Annotated in this window: 12 protein-coding genes and 1 pseudogene; 10 read left to right on the top strand and 3 right to left on the bottom strand. The window is 66.0% G+C overall.

The window, feature by feature from the left end; translation table 11 throughout:
• Positions 1-198: 198 nt before the first annotated feature.
• Positions 199-528 (bottom strand): rhodanese-like domain-containing protein, encoded by a 330-nt coding sequence (locus tag IBX22_RS27860; protein ID WP_194818651.1) that lies wholly within the window; start codon positions 526-528, stop codon positions 199-201.
• A gap of 92 nt (positions 529-620) precedes the next feature.
• On the opposite strand from IBX22_RS27860, the gene IBX22_RS27855 reads away from it, so the two are divergent.
• The 6 genes and pseudogenes from IBX22_RS27855 (at position 621) to IBX22_RS27830 (ending at position 9,153) form a co-directional block, all read left to right on the top strand.
• Complete coding sequence (locus IBX22_RS27855) at positions 621-1,088, top strand: MarR family winged helix-turn-helix transcriptional regulator (protein WP_194818650.1); 468 nt, start codon at positions 621-623, stop codon at positions 1,086-1,088.
• Positions 1,089-1,437: 349 nt separating this feature from the next.
• Positions 1,438-3,588: pseudogene (locus IBX22_RS27850) on the top strand (MMPL family transporter); the annotation flags it as partial.
• 189 nt (positions 3,589-3,777) lie between these two features.
• Positions 3,778-4,614, top strand: a complete 837-nt coding sequence (locus IBX22_RS27845; RefSeq protein WP_194818648.1) for a hypothetical protein — start codon at positions 3,778-3,780, stop codon at positions 4,612-4,614.
• A 182-nt stretch (positions 4,615-4,796) separates the two neighbouring features.
• Complete coding sequence (locus IBX22_RS27840) at positions 4,797-5,615, top strand: class I SAM-dependent methyltransferase (RefSeq protein WP_194818647.1); 819 nt, start codon at positions 4,797-4,799, stop codon at positions 5,613-5,615.
• Between the two features lie 1,087 nt (positions 5,616-6,702).
• Positions 6,703-8,028 (top strand): family 1 glycosylhydrolase, encoded by a 1,326-nt coding sequence (locus IBX22_RS27835; RefSeq protein WP_194818646.1) that lies wholly within the window; start codon positions 6,703-6,705, stop codon positions 8,026-8,028.
• A gap of 786 nt (positions 8,029-8,814) precedes the next feature.
• Positions 8,815-9,153, top strand: coding sequence for a hypothetical protein (locus IBX22_RS27830; RefSeq protein WP_194818645.1), 339 nt, complete (start codon positions 8,815-8,817; stop codon positions 9,151-9,153).
• A gap of 46 nt (positions 9,154-9,199) precedes the next feature.
• Here the strand turns inward: IBX22_RS27830 and IBX22_RS27825 are convergent, their stop codons facing one another.
• Both IBX22_RS27825 and IBX22_RS27820 read right to left on the bottom strand, forming a co-directional pair.
• Complete coding sequence (locus IBX22_RS27825) at positions 9,200-11,233, bottom strand: CocE/NonD family hydrolase (RefSeq protein WP_194818644.1); 2,034 nt, start codon at positions 11,231-11,233, stop codon at positions 9,200-9,202.
• Between the two features lie 148 nt (positions 11,234-11,381).
• On the bottom strand, positions 11,382-12,080 hold the full coding sequence (locus tag IBX22_RS27820; RefSeq protein ID WP_194818643.1) for a TetR/AcrR family transcriptional regulator: 699 nt from the start codon (positions 12,078-12,080) through the stop codon (positions 11,382-11,384).
• A gap of 154 nt (positions 12,081-12,234) precedes the next feature.
• Between IBX22_RS27820 and IBX22_RS27815 the strand changes: the two genes are divergently transcribed.
• The 4 genes from IBX22_RS27815 to IBX22_RS27800 all read left to right on the top strand — a co-directional run bounded on the left by IBX22_RS27815 (position 12,235) and on the right by IBX22_RS27800 (position 18,548).
• Positions 12,235-13,164, top strand: coding sequence for an NAD-dependent epimerase/dehydratase family protein (locus IBX22_RS27815; RefSeq protein ID WP_194818642.1), 930 nt, complete (start codon positions 12,235-12,237; stop codon positions 13,162-13,164).
• A 68-nt stretch (positions 13,165-13,232) separates the two neighbouring features.
• Positions 13,233-14,960 (top strand): GMC oxidoreductase, encoded by a 1,728-nt coding sequence (locus IBX22_RS27810; RefSeq protein ID WP_194818641.1) that lies wholly within the window; start codon positions 13,233-13,235, stop codon positions 14,958-14,960.
• Positions 14,961-15,106: 146 nt separating this feature from the next.
• Complete coding sequence (locus IBX22_RS27805; protein ID WP_194818640.1) at positions 15,107-17,017, top strand: VWA domain-containing protein; 1,911 nt, start codon at positions 15,107-15,109, stop codon at positions 17,015-17,017.
• A 181-nt stretch (positions 17,018-17,198) separates the two neighbouring features.
• On the top strand, positions 17,199-18,548 hold the full coding sequence (locus IBX22_RS27800; RefSeq protein WP_194818639.1) for a family 1 glycosylhydrolase: 1,350 nt from the start codon (positions 17,199-17,201) through the stop codon (positions 18,546-18,548).
• Positions 18,549-18,562: the final 14 nt, after the last annotated feature.

Here is an 18,562-nt window from a genome sequence, read left to right as displayed (position 1 = left end):
CCGCCATCCTGGCGATCCTCAGACTGCTCGGCTGCGCCACCGCGAGCAACGCGGTCAGCTGGGGCAACGGCGGCAGCACCCCGAGCTCAAGCGCCGGAACATCCCGACGGTAACCCGGGCTACTTGCATGAGCCCCTTCGGCCAACCGGCCAGCAGCCGACCTGCGCGTCACCGCGCAGGTCGATTACTCCGCCGGTGTCAGGCGCCGGATTCGACCGGCAGGCCCGCCGCCGCCCAATCCTCGATCCCGGCGCGGTAAGCCCGGACGTTGCCGTAGCCGAGGGCATGCAGTTTCACCGCGACGTTTTCGCTGTTGCGGCACCTCTCGTTCGAGCAGTAGGTGACGATCGTCGCCTCCCGGTCCGGAAGCAATTGGGCCGCTCGGGATTCCACGTCGGCTTCGACCAGGACCAGCGCACCGGGCAGGTGCGCCTTCTCGTAGTAGCCCGGACCGAGGGTGTCCAGCACGGTCACCGAGCCGGACTCGATCGCCTCGGCCAGTTCGGTGCGGGTGATGACTGTGGTCATGCGAATTCCTTCCAGAGAGCACGCCGATTTTATGTGCGTGCGCACGCAAACTATATGCGTGCGGGCGCACATAAGTCGAGTACTATTGCCGCATGGCCGAATTGGAGCAGCCCCGCGCCGCGCAACACGCCTGGTCAGCGCTGCTGCGAGTGCACGCCCAACTGGTCCCGCAGATCGACGCCGACCTACGGCGCCGCTTCGGCCTGCCGCTGGCCTGGTACGACGTGCTCCTCGAACTAGACGGCACCGACCCACTACGCATGACCGACCTCGGCAACCGCGTAGTACTGAGCCGCACCCGAGTAAGCCGCCTGGTCACCGAAATGGAAAACGCGGGACTCGTTGCCCGCCACAACAACCCGGGCGACGCCCGCTCCGCCTTCGTCACCTGCACCGACCTCGGACACCAACGCCTCCACCAAGCGGCCCCGCACTATCACGCCGCAATCGCGGCACACTTCGACCGCCTCGACCCGCCCGAACTCGACGCCCTGGCCCGCACCCTCACCAAACTCCTCGGCCCCGTCGAACTTCCGACGCCCCGAATCGCGAGAACCTGAACGCAGCCAGCCCAGCGGTGTGATCGCGCGAGCTACAGCCGTACAGCGAGCAACTCCGCCCGCCTGAGCGTATCGGCGGGTGCCCAGCCTCGGCACAAGCCGACAAGCCCTGTCCCACCTGCCGCGCCGCGCTCGCGCAGGATGGACATCGACGGGAGTCATATCGGGGCCATTTGATCTTGACATGCACCGATATGACTCCCGTCGACGGAGGTTGGTAGTTGCGCACCGAGTGAGCCTCGACGGTGTTCGGTGCGGCGCCGGGCAAGATCGGTACCTTTGGTGGGATGCAGAGTGGTTCCGCGAGATTCGGCACGGAAGTTCCCCCGACCATCCTCGGAGTGCGCTGATGTTCGCGCGGTGGGGTGCGCTCGTATCGCGAGTGCGGTTTCTCGTCCTCGGGATCGTCACTGCCGCGCTGCTGGCGCTCGGCGGGTACGGGTCCGGGCTGGCTGATCATCTCAGCTCCGGGGGAATGTTCGATCCCGGTTCGGAGTCCAGTGAGGCGGCGCGGATCGCCGACCAAGCCTTCGGCCGCAGTCACGAATTCGATGTCGCGGTGCTCTACACCGCGCCCGCCGGAAAGACCGTCGACGACCCGGAATTCAGCCGTGCGGTCATCGAAAGCCTCAATGGGTTGTCGCGGAAACATCCCGGCGAGATCGGCGGCATCAACGCCGCGTACTGGCCGGCCGTCACCGCCAGAGTCACCGGAGCCGTAGCCGTTACCCCCGACAAGACCAAAACCATTGCGCTGATCGCGCTGCGCGGCGAGAACGACACCGACATCATGCGCAACTACCGGGAGGTGAAGGACGCCTTCACAATTCCCGGTGTCGACGTGCAGGTCGGCGGGCTCCAGCCGCTGGCGGGAACGCTCAACGACAAGATGGCCGAGGATATCCATCGCGTCGAGATCCTCGCGCTGCCCGCGGTGGCGTTACTGTTGTTCTTCATCTTCGGCGGGGTCGTCGCGGCGGCGCTGCCGTTGATCGTCGGCGGGCTCACCATGATCAGCGCGAACGGCGTCGTGCGATTCGTGACGAATTTCGCCGAGGTGAATTCCTTTGTCCAGCCGATCGTCACGATGATCGGGCTCGGGCTGGCCATCGACTACGGATTGTTCATCGTCAGCCGATTCCGGGAGGAACTCGCCGCGGGCCACACCACCCCGGACGCGGTGCGACGGACCGTAATGACGGCCGGGCGAACCGTGGTGTTTTCCGCAACGATGATCATCGCGAGCCTCGGCGGCATGCTGCTGTTTCCGCAAGCCTTCCTGAAATCGATGGCGTATGGGGCGATCGCCACCGTGTCACTGGCTGCACTCACCGCCATCACCATTCTGCCCGCCATGCTGGCCATCCTGGGTCCGCGCGTGGACATGCTGGGGCTGAAGCGATTCCGCAAGAACCGCAAGTCCGACAACGGCATGTGGGACCGATCCACCGCGTGGGTGATGCGCCATCCACGCAAGCTCGCGGTACCGCTGTGCCTACTGCTGCTGTTCCTGACCGTACCGATCGGCAACCTGATCTTCGGCGGGTTCAGCGAACGCTATCTCCCACCGGACAACCCGACCCGCCTCGCGCAGGAGGCAATCGACGACAGCTTCGCCAAGAAACGCGCCGACCCACTCGAACTCATCTTCGTATCCGGCAATACCGCGGCCATCGGCACGGTCGTGAAGCAAGCCAACGAAGCACCGGGCCTGTCCGAGGATTTCAAAATCCCGTCGCACTCGACGATTCAAAAAGGCGTCTACCGCACCAGCACCCTCCTCGTCGACTCCGCGCAAGCGGGCAAAACCATCGACTATCTGCGCCGGATGGACGTACCCGACGATGTGACCATGCTGGTCGGCGGCATGCCGGCCATGCAGAAGGACAGTATCGACGCACTCCTGTACCGCATTCCGATCATGGTCGCGCTCGTCCTGTTCGTCACCACAGTGCTGATGTTCCTCACCTTCGGCTCCCTGATCCTGCCGATCAAAGCCGCACTGATGAGCGCCCTCGGCCTCGGCTCCACCCTCGGCATCCTCACCTGGATCTTCGTCGACGGCCACCTCGCGGGCCTGCTCAACTTCACCCCGCAACCGATCCAATCGAACATGCTCGTGCTGATCATCGCGATCATCTACGGCCTGTCCACCGACTACGAGGTCTTCCTCATCTCCCGCATGGTCGAAGCCCGCGCCCTCGGCGCCAGCACCAGCGACGCGATCCGCATCGGCACCGCACAGACCGGAAACATCATCACCGCGGCCGCACTCATCCTGCTCGTCGTCACCGGCGCGTTCGCGTTCTCGGATCTGGTGATGATGCAGTACATCGCCTTCGGCATGATCGCGGCCCTGTTCATCGACGCCACCCTGCTGCGCATGCTGCTCGTACCCGCCGTCATGCAGTTGCTCGGCGACCGCTGCTGGTGGGCGCCCGCGTGGATGCAGCGGATACAACGCCGAATCGGTCTCGGCGAACCCATTCTCGACAACGAACACCCTGGTCCAGCCCATTCCAGCGCTCTTGCCGAGTCGAGGAGATAGCCCGAAAGAGTCCGCAGGGGTAGCGTCGGATTCTGCGGAAAACAATGCCTCGATACCGGAATTCCGCGCCGTTGATTCATGTGAATATCGCTGTGCCGCAGCAGATTCAGTCCGATGCGGCTGGATGGTTAGGCTTGGGTCATGAAACGGCTGGATCCGAGCTCTTCGCTGACCTACGACGACGCGGTTCGAATCGCGCGCGATCAGGCGCGGGATCCCGGCAGTGTCGTCTATTACAGCCATCAGAGCCTCGAAAACGCCAGCTATGGTCGAGGGTTCGCCTTCCTGGAGACGATCCGGTCCGACCGCGGTGATCTGGATGCCTATGTTCTGGTGAGCACGGTCGGGTGCGCCTCGGGGCTCCTGTCCGAGGCCGGACGCACCATCGACACGGTGATCGCCGAACACCTGGCCCAGGCCGCGCATGCCAACCGGGATATCTCCGACAGCGAACTCGGTGTGGCGCAACGGCTGGCGCTCGAGGCTTACGACGCCGGCTTGACTCGCATCGATGAGGTAGCCGGTGGGATCGATCCCGAGACGGTCGACTATGCCGAATTCGTTCTGCTCATCCTGCGGAGCAGCGGCGGGCCGACGGTTTCCGGGCGTAAAATCCTGGCCCGCAGCGATTTCCTGCTGCAATCCCCGACCCCTGGGCGTCGATACACTCAACCCTGCCCGCTCTGCGAGCGGCCGGCGGTCTACGAGGGGCGGTACCCGCGCATGGTCTGCTATCACTGCAGGGACCGCACTACCGACCGGGCCGGGCGCCGAGTTGTCGGTTTCAACACCGATGCCTTCGGCGGAATGATCGCCTACTACGCCGACGCACTCGAACACCCGGACGGCTCCGGACCCCACCAGGAAGAATCTGTCGAGGTCACCCGAACCGGTGTGTGTTTCATCGACGGACATCCGGCGACCATGCGGGAGGGGCGGTTCGGTGGAATCGTCGTGGAACTGGCGTCCGCCGACTAGGAAGACGGCGCTGTTGTGCGCACGAGTCAGGCGTGGCCCGGGTGGACGTCCGCGGTTTCCGTTTCGCCGCCCGCTCGACGATCCCGCGACGGCCGAAAACGGTTTCCATAGCCGCAGTGCGGGGTACGCTCGCGCCAGATAACACGCGGAGTCACCACGGCCACTGGACCGAAGGACCACCGATGAAATCTTCAACGGGCGCGCTCAGCCACCTCGACGCCGAATACTCCGATCCCACCGCCTTGCAAGTGCGGATCGACACCCACCGGCGCTTCTCTGAGAAAGCCGACGACCCCCAGGCCGACGTGCTAGCCGCGATAAATCTCACCGGCACCGAGTATCTCGCCGACATCGGCTGCGGCGACGCGCGCTTCCTGGCGAGCCTCGCCGCCGCCGGCCACCAGGGCCCGCTGGTCGGCGTCGACACCTCCGCCACCATGGTCGCCGCCGCCGACGTCATCCCCGGCGTGCGCGGCATCCTCGCCGACGCCACCCGCATGCCGTTCGACGACAACACCTTCGACGTGCTCACCGCCCGCCACATGCTGTACCACGTCCCCGAACCCGCCGCGGCCCTGGCCGAATTCCGCCGCACCACCAAACCCGGCGGCATCGTCAGCGTCGTGGTCAACCGTCCCAAGAGCTGCCCGCGTCTCCGCGAACTCATCACGGCACACGCCGCCACCTACGGCATCGACCCCGCCGACGCGCTCCCGTACACGGTCAACGCCGAAACCCTCCCACCCCTGATGAACGAAGCCTTCGGCACCGCGACCCTGCTGCGCCGCGACAACGCCCTCGTCTTCGACTCCCCCGAACCCCTCATCCACTTCGCTGCCTCCCTCTTCACCTTCGACGGCATCGCCCCCGACAACCCGCACCGCGCCGCCATCCTCACCGACCTCACAGCCGACATCGAAGACTGGTTCACCTACCACCCCGGCCAAGCCTGGCGCGACCCCAAGGGCTACCTCGTCGCCACCGCCACCATCCCGGACTAACCCGCCGGCCCCGGGACCACGACGGCCGCGCCGGATTCGTCCCCACGGCCACCATCCCGGACCGACCCAACGGCCTGCACCAGCGTGACCGCGAGGGAGTCGTCAAGGGCTCCCGCCGCCACCAACCCGCCGCCCCTCCACCACGGAGCCGCACCGGATCCACCGCCCTCCGGATCGTCACCGCCGCGCTGGTGGCGCTAGCGATTCGGTGCGGCGGACCCCCCGGATCCATCGATGTAGCACTGACGACGACGCGCGTGACGCCCTGTGCGGCAAAGGCTTCGAGCCGCTCATCAGTCAGGTCGAACCCAGCACTCCTCCGCCCAAAACAGGCCCCCTTCCTTCATGGCTGTGGTTGCTATAGACGTAATGAAAGTTCGCTGCGGACGTACCCCGTGGCCTGATCTTTGATGAGGGATCATACATAGTTAGATGCGCATATCTACCTACAGGGATGTGGAATACAGTTCGATCAGGCCACCAGGCTGTCCAATCCCCGCCAATCAGAATGCTTTCCATCGCCCCTCCCCGAATCTCTCGACCCGCGGGCTGAGACTGCACGCAGGCCGTGTCGCCCCTCCCCCACCCTCCTTCGTCCCCATTGCCCCAAATGCCCACTCCCCTTCCAGCGCACCGGCCTCCGCATCCCTCGCCCCGCACACTGAGCAGAAGACCGCCGGAGATCATGCGCTGATCAAGATCATCAGGAACTGGTGGCGGCATCGCCCGAGTAGCCCCCACCACCAGTTCCTGATGATCTTGACCGACTATCCAGGCGCTGACTCCGGCGGTTGCAATCCCGGCCAGGGCAACCGTCGATGCGTGCGGGCAGCAATGCCAGGCGGAGCGATGGAACCTTTGCCGTCCTCACTGCCTGCCAGTACGCGGCAAATAAATTCGCGCGGGACGTCAACGCGGATTCGTGTGCAACCCGCCGCGATCGGTGCGGGTGGATCGGCGTTGGCGGAATGCACAATTGACCCATCGATCCCCGCCCAATTCGGACGCTCGACCAGTTAGGCTGCCGGACAAGTGAATCCGGGCTGCCGGGCAGTGCGGCCGATCAACGAATTCCCGCAGGAGACTCATGCGATCCCTCAGTCGCCGTCAGGCCCTGGCTGCAATGTCCACGTCCGCCGTCGCGCTGATGGTGGGGTCCGCCGCGCCCGTGCAGGCTCGACCGGCGGCGCCCGCGGAGGTGGCACCGTTGGGTGCTGATTTCCTGTGGGGTGTCGCGGCGTCCGGATATCAGGCCGAGGGGCATGCGCCGGACAGCAATTGGGCTCGGTACGTGGCGGCGGGGAAGACCGAGGATCCGTATCTGGAGTCGATCGACTTCTTCAGCCGGTATCGCTCCGACATTCAGTTGGCCGCTGACCTCGGCGTCAAGGTGTATCGGATGGGGATCGAGTGGGCGCGGGTGCAACCCAGGCCGGGTGAGTGGGATGAGAACGGATTCCGCTTCTACGACACCGTGATCGCCACGATCAAGGCGGCGGGGATGCGGCCGATGTTGACCCTCGACCATTGGGTGTACCCGGGGTGGGAGGTCGATCGCGGAGGCTGGGCCAATCCGGGCATGGTCGAGGATTGGCTGACGAACGCGCGCAAGGTAGTCGACCGGTACGCGCCGACCGACCCGCTGTGGGTGACGTTCAACGAGCCCGCGATGTACGTCATCAACGAGACCCGGCACGGCGGAATCTCGGTGACGGACGCGCCCGCGATGAACGAGCGGCTCGCGCAGTCGCACAACGGGATCTACGACTACATCCACCAGGTACAGCCCGGCGCCATGGTGACCAGCAACGTCGCCTACATCCCGGCCGCGGACGATCTCGTCAGCGGCGCGATGATGTCGCGCATCGCCCACAAGCTGGACTACATCGGCATCGACTACTACTACGGCATCTCCCCCGACACCCTCACCAGCGGGTTCAGCTTCTCCGAGCTCTGGAAGAACTCTCTGCAACCCGAGGGCATCTATTACGCGCTCCAGCACTACGCACGCGCCTTCCCCGGGAAACCGCTCTACATCGTGGAGAACGGCATGCCGACCGAGAACGGCCATCCGCGAGCCGACGGCTACACCCGCGCCGACCTGCTGCGTGACACCGTCTACTGGTTGCAGCGCGCCAAAGCCGACGGCATCAACCTCATCGGCTACAACTACTGGAGCCTCACCGACAACTACGAATGGGGTTCCTACACTCCACGTTTCGGCCTGTACACCGTCGACGTCCTGACCGATCCGGCACTGACCCGCAAGCCCACCGACGCCGTCCCCGCCTACGCCGCGATCACCCGGGCCGGCGGCGTGCCGGCCCGGTACCGCCCGACCCGCGCCCCGAAAACCTGCTCGTTCGTCGATGCTCTCGCCAGCTGCCTCGACCCGGTGACGATCCCGAAGTAGCCGGGATCGGAGGTCAAAATCCGCGGCCTGCACACCCCATTCGCGCTACGCACGTTCGCTGCGAGGACCTCTCGACCTCAACCCTCCACCAGTCCAGAGGTAGGTGGAAGAGGGCTTTTCCAAGCGCTTCCCCCGCAATTGAACGCTCCTGGGACAGATCTGCGGCGTGAAAGTGGACGAAAATGTCCATCTACGCGCACTGCCGCCCACTCCGTCGACGGCGTAGGATTCTTCGACATCGATCAGACCGATTCCGCCTGATCATGTTGTTCGACAAGTTCATTCGGTGATTCGCGCCGGATCGCGTGGTTGCGCCGCGGTCCGGGTCGGCATTCGCCCGCTGGGCAGCGCTTGTTCTCTGATCACAGCACCTCGCTGGAGGCCTCCGGCGTAGGCCTCGAGGTGACATCGCTCGACCTCGGAGAAAGGTTCGATCATCATGCTCGACAACATCATTCGGCCGGAGCCCGGCTGCCAGTGCGGCTGCCAATCCGGTGGTCCGTGCCAATGTGGCGGTGGCTGCAGCGCCTGACCGCGATTCGCGTGTGCGCGCCTACACACCGTCCGGTAGGCGCGCCACCACGCTGGCCGCCGAAGAACCGGCCGGTCGCCTAGCTGGGCCCGGACAGTGCTGTCCGAACCTGATGGGTCCGAGCCTGCGCGCAGCCAAGCCACCGTCACGCAGGCTGGCGTCAACCCGGTCACGATCCCCCGGACCGACGTAATTCCGAGTGCCCCAGACGCTTCCGTGCTGTTAGTCTCAGCGCATCTACCTGGGGAGGATAGATGGCAAGCACAAACGGCCCACTCGGGGTGATTCGACAAGTCGGTGGACTGGCCTTCATAGCAGGAGCTATCTGGCTCGGGATTTCGATTTTCGCGGCCAACGCGGATCCAGGGGCGACCCCGGAATGCGATGGAAAGAAGATGGTGCCCGGTGACCGGTGCATCGTCTATGGAGGTGGCAGCGACAGCTACACCTATGAATCGAAACTCGCTGATCAACGTGACGGTAAGGAGCAAGGCGAGCAGCACCTACCGTTGGCGATCGCCCTGACCGGGATCGGCGCGGTGACCTACGGTGGCGCGCTGGCTGGGCAGCGGCGGGTTTCGGTCGGCGGGTAGCGCGGTCGCGCCGGTCCGGACGCGACTCCGGACCGGCGCACAACTGCTACCACCCGGGGCTACCGCTGACCGGAATATTCACCCAGCTCGGCCGATTCGGGTCGAGTTCCAGGTGCTGCGGCAGCAGTTCGCTCTCGTTCAGCAAGGGCCGCAACGGAAGTCCGCGAGGGAAGTTCAGCGCGTACACATCGATGCGCAGCCGATGGCCGGGTTGCAGAATGCCGTCGGTCGCGGGCAGTCCGATGTCGAGGATCGTCGGTTCGCCGGGGACCAGCGGCAGCCGGTCCGCCAGGGTGAGAATCGGGTACGGGTCGGTGTAGTCGCCGCTGGGTGAGCGAGTCGACTTGGCCTCGTTCACTTTTCGCAGGGAGGCTTGCAGCTGGCCGCTGGTCCACACGGTGGAGCGGCCGTCCGGTGCGACGTCGTTGACGGTGACCGCCCAGTAGCCGTCGGTGGAGTCGAGCACCGTATTCAGGTGCACGGCAATCGGCCCCGAGATCTGGGTGGGTTCGGCGACCGGCGCGCTGGTGAAGGTCAGCCCGTTGGTTTCGTTGATGCGGTCGTCCTTGGCGCAGATATCCAGAATGGCGGTCAAACCCGCTGTGCCGGTGGCGGAATCGCGGGAGCACACGCCGGTGAGCCCGGGTGCGACGGTCAGCCGCGCCGCTCCCCCGGGCTCGGCGGTGAGACTGCCGTCGTGCACACTGCGCGCGGTCCCCGACACTGCCGGGCTCAGATACATGCGCCGGTAATCCATTCCGGGACGCGGAAATTCGGTGGTGCTGGTCCAGCCGCCACCCTGCTGCCACACCGTCACATCGGCGTAGTCGTCGATGCCGTTGTCGATGCCCTTGAGCCACTTGTCGAACCACGCGCGCTGCAGCACGTCCAGCCGCGGTGGCCCGCCGGGCAGGCCGAGACCGCTGCCGGAGGTCAGGTGGTAGGTGTCGCCCATGATCAGTTTCTTCTGCCCCGCAGGCACATTCACCGCTTGGAAGGCGCGCGGCGAGGAGTAGGTGAAGATGTCGTGCCAGCCGCCGTAGACGAAGGTCGGGATCTCGATCTTTTCCGGATGCCCGAGCCAGGCGGTGCGAATCAGCGAATCGTCCTGGAGCAGATTCAGCAGGTAGTCGGGCACCTCGGCGATGCTCGGAATCGTCAGTGCGGCAAGCAGATAGTTGAAGAAGGTCAACGGATCCGCGGCGCGGTCGGCCAGCCATTTCCAGTCGAAGCCGCCGTTCAGCATGGACTGCACGTTCGGCACCAGCTTGGTCCCGTTCACGGCCATCAACCACACCGGCAGGAACCCGATGCCGACCCCGCCACCGGTGGCGGCGATATCGCGGAGCAGGTCACTGCCGGGCACCACGGGGAAGACCGCTTTCAGCGCTTCGGGTTTGCGCTCGGCGGTGTGCATCTGATTGATCGCCGAGTAGGAGACGCCGTTCATGCCGACGGACCCGGTGGACCAGGGCTGGCGGGCCGCCCACTCCACGACCTCGACGCCGTCCTGCTGCTCACGCTCACCGAAGACCTGCCACAGGCCTTGAGAGAACCCGGTTCCACGCACGTCGACGACCACCTGCGTGTAGCCGCTCTGCACGAGTTTGCGGTCCACGCTGAAGACTCGGCCGAGGCCGGCGGGCAGCACTCGGGTCGTCTCGGTGAGACCGCCCAGGCCGAACGCGGACAGGTCGAAACCCTTCAGCGCCTCGACCAGCAGGTCGCTGAGGATCGGGATGCTCTGGGCCGAATCTGCCAGGTTGGCGACGAGTTTCGTGTACGGGGTGAGGTTGACGACGGTCGGCGTCTGCTCCGCGATGGGCACGCCCGCAGCGTCCGCGGGCCGGTACACGTTGCCTTTGAGCACGGTGCCGTCGCTCATGGTGATCGGCACATCCCAATCGATGTGCACCTGCGGATAGGTCCGTGGGCCGTCGTGTGTCGCGGTCCAGGAGGCGCCGAGCGCGCCGCCGTCGGGCGTCGCCTGCCCGGCCTGCGCGGACACCAGACCGGTGCTCACCACGATGACTGCCCCCAGCGCGGTCAAGGTCCGGAATAAGCGTCGTCGCTTGGTCATACATCCCCGCTCGATTTTGGCGTCCCAGACAACGCCACTGTCTTACCAGCGGGTAACAGTAACGGTCGGCACAAAGCCGGGCAATAGTGCCTTGTGCCACAGCACAATCGAGTTGTGAGCGGTCAGCACTGGTGGGCCCCAGCGCAATTCAGCGGGAGAATCCGAGCATGTCGAGCAGCGCCTCGACCTGCAGCTCGAACAGTTCGCCGCGATCGGCGAAGGTGTCGGTGCCGTAGATGTCGAACACGTCGCCGCTGACCAGCCCGAACAGCGACGCCCACAGCGTGACGCCCCGCGCGATCAGCCAATCAGGGAGGTCCAGCTCGAATTGACCACGGATTTCCTCGAAACTGCCCGACAGCGCGCTGGATACGCGCGGCAGCGGATCGGGGGCGGTGAGCATCCCGCGCTCGTAGGCGCGCGCGAACAAGAACTGCATGGTGGTGATGACCCGGGTGCCCGGCGTGGTGGTCTGGTCGGCGGGCGCGTCGTAGCCGGGCACCGGGGTGCCGAAAAGCAGTCCGTACCGGGCGGGTTCGGCATGCGCCCAGGCCCGCACCGTGCGCGCCAGGATCAGCAACTGTTCTTTCGGATCGTCGGGCGCGTCCGCGAGGGCGGCATCCACGGCGTCGCCGAGCGCGTTGTACCCATCGACCACGAGCAAGGTCAGCAGTTCGTCGCGGCTGCGCACGTAGCGATAGACCGCCGAGGACACCACACCCAGATCCCGCGCCACCGCTCGCAGCGACAGTGCGGCCGCGCCATCGGTGGCCAGATGTTCGCGGCCGATCCGGACGATGTCCTGCATGGTCTGGGCGCGAGCGCGGGCACGGGGTGTCGTGGGCATACCAGACACCGTGCAACAGGGCGAGAGCATTGTCAACAATTGCGAGCACCGCTCTTGACACAGCCGCCGCAGCGGGGCATGCTGAACACATCAGAGAGCACTGCTCTCAACAACTGAAAACCCCAGGGCGCGTTCGCCCCTCGAAAGGATCATCATGTCCGACCTGCACATCGTCACCGGAGCCGGCCCCGTCGGTGTCACCATTGCCGAGCAGCTGGCGGCCGCCGGAAAGCAGGTCCGGGTGCTGACCCGCTCCGGCAGCGGCCCGGAGCACCCGCTCGTCGAGCGCCGCAAGATCGATGTCGGCAATCCGGGCCAACTGTCCGGTGAATTCGAGGGCGCCGCAGCCGTTTACCACTGCGCGGGCGCCTCCGCATACGCCGCCAAAGCCTGGCGCGCGGAACTGATCCCCGCCCAGCAGGCCGTGCTGGACGAGGCGGGCAAGACCGGCACCGTTGTCGTCTGCGCGGAGAACCTCTACTCCTACGGCCGCGTCGACCGCCCCATCACCGAAGACATGCCGCGTACCGCCGACTTCGGCAAGCCCGGCGTCCGGACCGAGCTGGTGCGCGCCCGCGAAGCCCACGCCACCCCGACGATCAGCGTCGGCGCCGCCGACTTCGTCGGCCCATACGTGCGCAACTCCCTGTCCGGCGAGCAGATCTTCGCCCCGATCCTGGCCGGCAAGAAGGCCAAGGCTCTCGGCCGCCTGGATATGCCGCACTCGTTCACCTACATTCCCGACCTCGCCGCTGCCATGATCCGCGCGGCCGCCGACGAGTCGCTGTGGAACAGCTTCCTGCACGCACCGACCGCACCGCCCGTCACCCAGCGCGAACTGATCGACCTGATCGGGCAGGCGGCCGGCGTTGCCGAACCTCAGGTGCTGGCCCTGAGCCCGTGGATGCTGAAGACGATCGGCTTGATCAGCCCGGCCATGCGTGAGCTGGCCGAGATGAGCTACCAGGGCGCCGCGCCGTTCGTGCTCGACTCCAGCGCCAGCGAACAGCGCCTCGGCCTGCACCCCACGCCTCTTGACAAGGCTGTCGCCAGCACCGTCGACTGGTGGAAAACCCAGGCGTGAGCCGCGCCACTACTGGAGAGTAGTGTTACCGGCAGTCACAGAAGACCGGCATCGAGGAGTTCTGCACTATGGACCAGCGGGCGACGGATTTCGACGTACTCATCGTCGGTTCCGGATTCGGCGGCAGCGTGACCGCACTGCGGTTGGTCGAAAAGGGCTACAAGGTCGGCGTCCTGGAAGCCGGTCAGCGCTTCGCCGACGACGAACTGCCCAAGACCAGCTGGGAGCTGCGCAAGTTCCTGTGGGCGCCCGCGCTGGGCTGCTACGGCATCCAGCGCATCCACCTGCTGCGCGATGTGCTGATCCTCGGCGGCGCGGGCGTCGGCGGCGGCTCGCTGAACTACGCGAACACGCTGTACGTGCCGCCGGAGCCGTTCTTCAAGGATGCGCAGTGGCGCGACATCACCGACTGGCGCGACGAGCTCACCCCGTACTACGAGCAGGCGCAGAAGATGCTCGGCGTGGTGCGCAACCCGCACATGACTCCGGCGGACGAGATCTTCAAGAAGGTCGCCGACGACATGGGCGTCGGCGACACCTTCGTCCAGACTCCGGTCGGCGTCTTCTTCGGTGAGCCCGGCAAGACGGTGGCCGATCCCTACTTCGGCGGCGTGGGCCCCGAGCGCACCGGCTGTATCGAATGCGGTGACTGCATGGTCGGCTGTAAGTACGGCTCCAAGAACACCCTGGTGAAGAACTACCTGTATCTCGCGGAAAAGTCCGGCGCGGAGGTGATTCCGATGACCACCGTGTCCGGGATCCGCCCGCTGCCCGACGGCACCTGGGATGTCGACACCCGCCGCACCGGCGCCTGGGTTCGCAAGCAGCCCAAGACCTTTACCGCCAAGCACGTGGTCCTGGCCGCCGGCACTCGCGGCACCCAGCAGTTGCTGTTCGCCATGCGTGACAAGGGCATGCTGCCGAACCTGTCGGACCGGCTCGGCGTGCTGACCCGCACCAATTCCGAGTCGATCGTCGGCGCTGCCACCAAGAAGGTTACGCCCGGCGTCGATTTCACCAAGGGCGTCGCGATCACCTCCTCGATCCACCCGACCCCCGACACTCACATCGAGCCGGTTCGTTACGGCAAGGGCTCCAACGCGATGGGTCTGCTACAGACCCTCATGGTCGACGGTGGCGGCCGTATTCCCCGCTGGCTGCGCTTCCTCGGCTTGGTGCTGCGTCACCCGATCAACCTGCTGAGCATGTTGCAGACCAAGAACTGGAGCGAGCGCACCATCATCTCGCTGGTGATGCAGCATCTGGACAACTCGATCACCACCTACACCAAGCGTGGCGTGTTCGGGCGCAAGCTGACCTCGAAACAGGGCCACGGCGAACCGAATCCGACCTGGATCCCGATGGGCAACGCGGTGACCCGCAAGGTCGCCGAGGAGATCGGCGGTATCGCGGGCGGCAGTTGGGGCGAGATCTTCAACATCCCGCTGACCGCGCACTTCCTCGGTGGCGCGGCGATCGGCGCGGACCCCGAGCACGGCGTGATCGACGGCTACCACCGGGTGTACGGGTATCCGACGCTCAGTGTCGTGGACGGCGCGGCGGTTTCGGCCAACCTCGGCGTGAATCCGTCGCTGACCATCACCGCGCAGGCCGAGCGCGCCGCGGCCTACTGGCCGAACAAGGGCGAGCAGGACACCCGGCCCACGCAAGAGGCGGGCTACCAGCGGATTTCGCCCGTGGCGCCGAAGCAGCCGGTGGTGCCCGCCAGCTCACCCGCCGCGTTGACGTTGCCGATCGTCGAGATCCGCCGCAGCGGGGAGAACGCGACCGCCTAAGCGCCGCAGGCAAATTCGGGGATAGCATTCAGTTTGCTATCCCCGTTTTGCTGTCTTCCATAATTCGAGTGGCTATTGCAACTGCTGTTGCGTAGGGTCCGTTACGCCGTATAAGTCCGAATGCGGCGGAACGGAGTGTGGATAGCGTGTCGCGTCTTGCGAAGGTCATCGGTCTCGCCGCGGCGGGGGTGATCGGCCTGCTCCCGGGGGCCGCACCCGCCTTGGCACAGGAATCACCTGGGGGCCAGAACAATCCGGAGTACGCGCCCACCATGCTGGTGCTGGACGCGTCCGGGTCGATGCTGGCGGCCGACCCGAGCGGCGGCACCAAAATGGACGCGGCCAAGACCGCGGTCCGCAATTTCGTGACGGCCGCGCCCACGGCGTCGAAGGTCGGGCTCACGGTGTACGGCACCGGAACCGGGTCCTCGGATGCCGAGAAGGCCGCGGGCTGCAAGGATGTCACGACGTTGCGCGCGCCGGAAACCATCGACAAGGCCGCGCTCACCACCGCGGTCGACGGCATCGTGCCGAGCGGATTCACCCCGATCGGCGCGTCGCTGCGCAAGGCGGCCGAGTCCCTGCCCAAGGAAGGGCGGAGCTCGATCGTTCTCGTCTCCGACGGTCTCGACACCTGTTCGCCGCCTGACCCGTGCGAGGTCGCCAAGGAGCTGGGCAAGCAGGGGCATCAAATTGTCATGCACGCCATCGGTTTCGGCGTCGACGATGCCTCGCGCGCGCAGCTGTCCTGCATCGCACAGTCCACCGGCGGCACCTACACCGACGCCGCCGACGGCAGCACGCTGGAGCAGGTACTCCCCCGGGTCAGCGCCACCGCGCTCCGGAATTACGCGCCGGCGGGGACCCGGGTCCAGGGCACCGAGCGCTATCGCGACGCACCGGTCGTCACGCCGGGCCAATACCTCGACGTGCTCGGCCAGAAGAGCAAGCGGTATTACGCCGTCGACATCCCCGAGGGGTCGACCGCTTACTTCAGCGGCACCGTGTCCTTCCCGCGCCGCACCTCCGGTTCGGCGTCCTCGAACAACCGGCTCGACATGCGCGTCTACGGACGAGACGGGGACGACTGCCACGTCTACGAGCACGAATTGCAGACCCGTTCCAGCGACGGCGTGGCCCTGACCGTCGGCCAGATGTTCACGAAGGCGGCCGAACCGAAAACCGGCAGCCCAAGCACCGACCGATGCCGGGGCGGCGGTCGCTACTACTTCACCCTCGAATGGGCGCACGTCGGCGAGAATTCGCCCGAGAAACTCACGCTGGAAATGAATGTCGGCCTGGAGTCGCCGGTTTCGGACGCGGGTCCGCCGCCGGCCGCCACCATCCCTGTCGAATTCACGACTCCGGCCGGGCCGGTCCAGCCGGTGGTCGGTGGCGGTTCGTTCAATGTGGCCACCACCCTCGACGGATCAGGGCTGTACTCCGACACCATGCAGCGCGGTGAATTCGTGTTCTACAAGGTGAAATTGGAGTGGGGTCAGGGCCTGGCCTACCGGGTCCACTTCGGCGCGACGGACGTGCGCGGCAGCGGGTACACCTCCAACATCAGCACCACGCTGTACACGCCGTTCCGGACCGAGATCGACGACGACACCACCGTTTACGCCAGTCGCGACCAGGTGCTGCCGACCAATGATCCCGCCATAGCCACCATCCCGATCCGCTACCAGAACCGGGATGCCGATGTGGTGAAGCTGCGGGAGCAGTCGGTACCGGGGTGGTACTACATCGCGGTCAAGCTGAGCCCGGGCGTCGAGCTGGAGAAGGCGCGCGGTGTTCCGGTGCCGATCGAATTGGAGGTGAGCGTGGTCGGTTCGCCGGAATCCGGGCCCACCTACCGGTCCACCGGCACCCCCGCCGGAACCTTCGGCGACAACGGCAAACCCGATGCCGGAAAGCCTGGGACGAAAGCCGCCCCGGCCAAGAAGCCGAAGGGTATCTCGCCGTTGGCCTTTGCCGCCGGTGGTGCGGTGCTGGTGCTGCTAGTGGGTGGTCTTGTGCTCACCGTGGTGCTGCGGCGGCGCGGTACCCGCTAGCCAGGGGTCGGTCGAAACAGGCTGGGTCCCTCGCAACCGCGAAGGACCCAGTCGTCTCGACGTAACGGACGAAACCTTCTGTGTCCCTGGTAAATCTGCGCACTCTAGACGACTTCGCGGAACCAGTGTTGGGCTCCACGCAAACGGCACGGCGACGGTGCCGCCTGGTTACCCTGAGGTGATGCGATTCCAGTTTCCTCGGCATGCCCTGGCTGTACTCGCCGCCGCCGCCTCGACTCTGCTGCTGACCACACACTCTCAGGCGTTACCGCCGATTCAGCCGGTCGCTGCCATAGCGCCGGTGGATCCCGGCTTCCTCTGGGGTGTCGCCGCCTCGGGATTCCAGTCCGAAGGCCATGCGCCAGACAGCAATTGGACGCGGTACATCCCATCGCACCCCGACTACGACGCACTCGGCGATTCGGTCGACTTCTACAACCGCAACGCCTCGGACGTGGACTTGGCGGCCGCACTCGGCGTAGGGGTTTTCCGGATCGGGATCGAGTGGGCGCGGTTGCAGCCCGCGCCGGGAAACTGGGATGAGGGTGCATTCCGCTTCTACGACGCGGTCATCGCGAATATCGTGCGGGCGGGGATGCGTCCGATGATCACCCTCGACCACTGGGTGTACCCGGGCTGGGCGGTGGATCGCGGCGGCTGGCGCAATCCGGGGATGGTCGAGGATTGGCTGACCAATATGCGTGCGGTGGTCGACCGCTACGCGTCCCGTAATCCGCTGTGGGTCGCGGTGAACGAACCCGCGGCGTATATCTCGCATGAGGTCCGCCGCGGCGCCGCCGACGCGGGCGAGATGCAGGATCGGATCGCCCAGGCGCACAACGCCATCTACGACTACATCCACCACGTCCAGCCGGGCGCGCAGGTGACCAGCAACGTCGGCTACGTCGCAGGCGCGGAGGCGGAGGTCAACGGCGGCTTCCTCGACCGCGTCGGGCACCGGCTCGACTATGTCGGCGTCGACTACTACTTCGGCTACGACCCGGCGCAGTCACTGCTCGGATCCATCACCAGAGCCCTCGGATCCTCGCTTCCGGCCATGCCCGGCCAGAACATCTGGGACCTCCCCTTGCGCACAGAGGGCATCTACTATGCGCTGCAACACTATTCGCGTCGCTACCCGGGCAAGCCGCTCTACATCGTCGAAAACGGCATGCCCACCGACAACGGCCGCCCCCGCGGCGACGGCTACTCGCGCAGCGATCATCTGCGCGACACCGTCTACTGGATCCAGCGCGCCAAGGCCGACGGCATGAACGTCATGGGCTACAACTACTGGAGCATCACCGACAACTACGAATGGGGCAGCTACACACCCCGTTTCGGCCTCTACACCGTCGACGTGCGCACCGACCCAGCCCTCGTCCGCCGCCCCACCGACGCGGTCGGCACCTACACCCAACTCGTCCACGCCGGCGGCGTCCCCGCGGACTACCGCCCCACCCGCAGCCCAGCCCTCTGCATCTTCGTCGACCCACCCAACAGCTGCCTCACCCCGGTCGCGGCCCCCTGACCTGCCCTGCGCAA

The organism is Nocardia sp. XZ_19_385 (assembly GCF_015355755.1).
GTDB lineage: Bacteria > Actinomycetota > Actinomycetes > Mycobacteriales > Mycobacteriaceae > Nocardia.
This window is presented reverse-complemented; position numbering and strand designations above follow the sequence as displayed.